Here is a 5,161-nt window from a genome sequence, read left to right as displayed (position 1 = left end):
GCCAGCGTCAATCGCAAACAGAAGATGGCTACCATGAGCGAAGAAGTGCTGGACTTAATCGTGAATGCTTAAAAAACGTTCACGCTCTTGCCCTGGGTTGTGATGTTGTATTAATAGCACATAAAAAAGCCCTCAGCGATTGCTGAGGGCAAAGGCAAATATCCCAGGGAGTGGATTATTATTTGCGCTTATATGATGCCCTTACTTCATGGCAGAAATATTACTATGTGGAACTAATCATTTTTTGGAAGTATAAGCTACTTACCCAATTAAATACTGAATTCAATCACAATAACTTCTCCACTCTGTCATAAAATATCACATCAATCGTCATGTGAGCCGTCTAACGTGAACGCAAACTTTTTATAACGGATGGCTGGATATGAAACGCTCTTTTACTCGCAATCGTATAATGCGCTCGCTTATTATTGCTTTGCCAATATTAGTCTCGTTACCCGCGTTAAGTTACGCACAAGAAGAACAACAGAATGATATAGAGGACAAACTCGAGCGAATTGAAGTGACTGCACAAAAGCGCTCTCAGTCGATTGTGGATGTGCCTGCCAGTATTTCTGCATTTGATGGAAAACGTTTAGAAGAGCTCGGTTTGAGCGAGCTGGATATGATCTCGGACCTGACGCCAGGTTTGGTGATCCAAGAGCAAAGTCCTAACAATCCTGGCTTTGTGATCCGCGGGATTACGTCCGATAGCGGGTCTTCGCAAATATCTCCACGTGTTTCTATTTACTATAACGGCGTTGATGTGTCGCGTTCGCGCGGCTCGTATTTTGAGCTGTTTGATATTGAGCGTGTCGAGGTGGTTAAAGGACCTCAGGCTACGTTATTTGGCACCGCTGCGGCGGTTGGCGCCATTAGCGTGATCACCCGCAAGCCAGATGATTTTGATAATGCCGAGTTGGCATTGGGTGCGGGCAACTTGTCGCAGCGTCGTGCGGACGGCTTTATTAACCTAGCGGGCGATGATCTACAAGGGCGTTTGGCATTCAGTTATCGTGAGCGTGATGGTTACATTGATAATATCGCACCCGAGCAAGATGATATGAATGGTATCGAGCGCACGGGCGCGCGTCTTTCGTTACGTTATACACCGAGCGATGCGGTCACTGCCGACTTTATCTATAGTTACGAAAAGAACGATGACACCGGTACTTCGTTTAAAAACGGTATTTACGCGCCAACGGGTGGTGATACGAGTCCTTATAGCTTTGTTGAAATGACTGGTTCGCCGTACTCGGAGGAAGCACTTGGTGCGCCTAAGTTGGGTCTTGATCGCACGATTGATGATTTTAACTTAACGGTTGATTGGCGCTTAAATGACAACACCTCCTTTACATCGGTCACTGGTTATCGTGAATTTGATTCGTTAGAAATTTTTGATGCTGACGGGACACAGGCTTGGTTTTTAGAGTTCGCTGAAGATGCACAAGGCGAGCAGTGGAGCCAGGAAGTACGCTTTAGCCATACGCTGGATAACGCGTTTATTCTTTGGGGCGCTAACTATTTTAGTGAAGAGGGCTCTCAGCGTGTGCCATTTAGCACCGAGGAATCGATTTACTTTAACTGTGTGGGAGCGTTAGGTACTGGGCTGCCCTGTATTAATGAAGATGGTAGCGTCAATTTGCTTACTCCTGTACTAACGGGTGGAGCACTCAATGAAATTGCGTACCAAGGCAGTTATACCAATATGGGTGATAATCGTTCTTGGTCGGCTTTCTTTGATGTGAGTTATGACATCAGCGACGAGCTAACCGTTTCGGGTGGTCTGCGATATATTGACGAGTCACGCGAAAGCGGCTTTGCGGCCCTCATGCCCAATAGCCAATTACTGACCTTACTTGGACAGCCCACGCAGCCATTATTACCGACGGTTTCTAGCGACGGAGAGGTGTTGAGTGACTCGGGTGATGACAACGCGTTGCTTCCACGACTTAATGTTTTGTACTCACTTAATGACGATACCAATTGGTTTGTTACGGCATCTAAAGGTCAGCGCTCGTTTGTGGTTGATGTGAGCTCGACTCTCAATGAGCAGGGTGAGGTCGTTGCCGATTCATCTGAGATCCCCGCTGAGACAATTTGGAACTACGAGACAGGTATCAAAGGGAACTGGGCGGATGCGGTTAATTATAGTGCTTCCGTCTTTTATCAGGATTACTCAGATTTCCAGGTCACTTTGCAGGATGAAGCCGGTAACTTTTACACCGACAATGCAGGTGATGCGACTAACTGGGGCGTAGAAACCGAGTTTACGGCCTACTTGTCGAGTCAACTTGAGCTTTTTGGCCATGTTGCCTATTTAGATGCTCAGATTGACGACGATGCCAATAACGGCCAATTAGCTGGCAACCGATTTAGATTACAACCAGAGTGGACATCCAGTTTAGGTCTTATGAACGATACGATGGTGAGTAATGGTTTAATGTTGCGTAGCTCTTTAGTTGCGACCTATCGTTCTGAGATTTTCTTTGAGCCTGCGAACGCGCCTATCGCTGGTATTCCAATAAAAGAAGATGCCGTTACGTTGCTAAACGGCAGCGTTGGCTTGTACGACGAACAGGCGGGTTGGAGTTTAGTACTGAAAGGCAGCAACTTACTCGATAAAGAGTATCTTGTTGATGCCGGCAACACCGGTGGAAGCTTTGGTAATCCGACCTTTATTGCAGGACCTAGCCGTTTAGTGCACCTTGAGTTCCGTCAGCGCTTCGAATGGTGATTGTGACTTATTAAAAGGCCGGTACGTGCATGGATGCGCGTACCGGCTTTTTTTGAACTGCGTTACTAACCGCGGAATTGCGCTCGGTGTGTACCGCTGAGCTGATAATCCTTTGATTTAATGGTATCAACAAATCGCCATTCGTTATCGATGGCATCTTTACTGATATGAGTGACCATGTAACCGCGCTCGTGTAGGTTGGAGTATTGCAGATCATTAATAACAGTCGGCAATGCCGTCGCCAATTTTCTTGCTGTGGCGTCATCAAGACCGAGATAGGTTTCCATCCCGGGCGATGACACTGAACTTGTGCCAAACTCTACACCTACCAACTCACCAGTACGGGTTGTGAGATGATTATGCCATGCATTATGAGTATCGCCCGCCAGGACGACAATCTTTTTGCCCATTTGTTTTACTTGTTGAAACAACACTTCACGCTCCATTGCATAACCATCCCACGCATCGAGGTTATATGGCGAGACGGTATCAATGTAGCGCTGCTGTTGCTCACTGATCTTTTGTCCGTTAACACGGGCTTGTTTTAGCCGCGCAGCGTTAAGTAGTTTGTCCGCGATGCTCGATCGGTCTTTAGCGCCAATAATGGCGGCAGGGAAATTCATGCGTGCCATTAGTAGTTGTTGACCCAGGATCTGCCAGCGCGCTTCTGACTGACTTAGTTGATCGACCAACCATTGCAGCTGCTTTTTACCCAAGATAGTGCGCTCACTTTGCATGGCGGCTTGAAAACCTTGGCTATCAAAGTCGCCGGTACTCGCGTCGGTAAAGTCCGCGTACGCTAACTGTTTATCACGACCAATGATGCGGGTGTCCAGCATGATCAGGTTGGCAAGGTCACCGAGCTCAAACGAGCGGTAAATTTGGAGGCTGGCATCACCTTGAGGTGGGCGAATCGGCATCCATTCATAATAGGCTTGAATTGCTGCGGCACGGCGTTGATAAAAATCACCTTCAGTTTTGGGTTGATGGTTCTGTGCACCGTCTTTGTAGGTATCGTTGGTGATCTCGTGATCATCCCACACCACGATAAAAGGTTTGGCTGCATGCAACGCTTGTAATCCGCCGTCCGTTCGATACAACGCATAGCGTCGACGATAGTCCTCAAGTGAGATAATTTCTTTATTGTTGTTATCTGGAAAGGTGCGGCCAATGCGCTCGGCATCGTCGTAGCCATAACCACCCGCGCCGTATTCGTAGATGTAATCGCCTAAATGCACTACAAAGTCGATGGTGTCGTCTTGGCTAGCGTGATGGTATGGGTTAAAAAAGCCTGCCGGATAGTTCGCGCAAGAGAACACCCCTAACCGGATGGCTTCTACGCCTTGTTTAGGTAACGTAAGGCCTTCGCCTACGGGAGAGTATTGATCATGGCCAACGAAGCGGTAATACAATGGCATGCCTGCGGGTAATTGCTGCACGTCAACCTTAACCGTATAGTCGCGGCGAGCAGAAGTGGTTGCGGTACCGCTGCGAATAATGTCGCTGAAACTCGGGTCACGAGCCACTTCCCAACCCACAGTAATGACAGGTTTAGTATTATTTTTAGGCTCCGCGCGGGTCCACAGCAAAATGGCGTTGGTGGTTGGGTCACCACTTGCAACACCGTGAGTAAAGTTAACAGTATCCACGTTATCGGCACGCATCAGCGATGTGCACCCACCTAACGCGGTTGATACGGTAACAGCGGCACCTGCTGATGCAACAACTTTTAAAAAGTGTCGGCGATTGATATCAAGCATTGCAAACTCTCCATTTCATATGCGTGGTAGCAGATTAGCGAGACACTATGACAATGCGGTGACAGGTTTTAATCGTCATCTTAGCATCACTAAACAGTAATGGTTTTGTCACTGCTCTGCATTAACCTCAATCCTTGTCCATCTCTCAGGATTAAAAAGATGCACACTATAAGACCTTATAGAATAAACACTCTATTCTTATCCGACTTACATCTCGGCTCATCTTCCTGCCATGCCGAGTCTATTAATCAGTTACTATGTAGCATCGATTGCAAAACCATCTATTTAGTCGGGGATATTGTTGATTTTTGGGCAATTAAGCGACGCGGGGTTGGTTTAGTCGAAAGTCATGTCGAGGTGATAAAAACGTTACTAATAAAAGCTCGCCAAGGTACCAAAATTCACTATGTTACCGGCAATCACGACGACGGACTGAGATCGTTATTAAAAGCCTATCCATTTGAGCATGGATTAACCAATATCAACCTTTGTAACCAATGTAATTTCATCAGTAAGTCGGGAAAAAAATATCTTGTACTACACGGTGATCAATTCGATAACCAATTAAAGTGGGACATGTTGAGCAAAAGCATGGTCGCGTTGAATATCGCTCTTATGATGTCTTATCAGCATTAGAGTTGCCCACGGGCATACGTTCAGTCTGGTC

General features: G+C 46.8%; 3 protein-coding genes. 2 read left to right on the top strand and 1 reads right to left on the bottom strand.

Annotated features, from left to right (window positions below; all coding sequences use genetic code 11):
- The first annotated feature begins 382 nt into the window (after positions 1–382).
- The gene (locus DEU29_RS13670) at positions 383–2,734 is read left to right on the top strand and encodes a TonB-dependent receptor (protein WP_133540931.1); all 2,352 of its coding nucleotides are present in this window, start codon (positions 383–385) and stop codon (positions 2,732–2,734) included.
- Positions 2,735–2,799: 65 nt separating this feature from the next.
- On the opposite strand, the gene DEU29_RS13665 is transcribed toward DEU29_RS13670, so the two are convergent.
- Entirely contained in the window at positions 2,800–4,494 is a 1,695-nt protein-coding gene (locus tag DEU29_RS13665) for an alkaline phosphatase D family protein (protein WP_133540929.1), read from the bottom strand.
- Positions 4,495–4,593: 99 nt separating this feature from the next.
- Between DEU29_RS13665 and DEU29_RS14305 the strand changes: the two genes are divergently transcribed.
- Entirely contained in the window at positions 4,594–5,130 is a 537-nt protein-coding gene (locus DEU29_RS14305) for a UDP-2,3-diacylglucosamine diphosphatase (protein ID WP_133540927.1), read from the top strand.
- Positions 5,131–5,161 lie beyond the last annotated feature (31 nt).

The organism is Idiomarina aquatica (genome assembly GCF_004362895.1).
Classification (GTDB): domain Bacteria; phylum Pseudomonadota; class Gammaproteobacteria; order Enterobacterales; family Alteromonadaceae; genus Idiomarina.
This window is presented reverse-complemented; position numbering and strand designations above follow the sequence as displayed.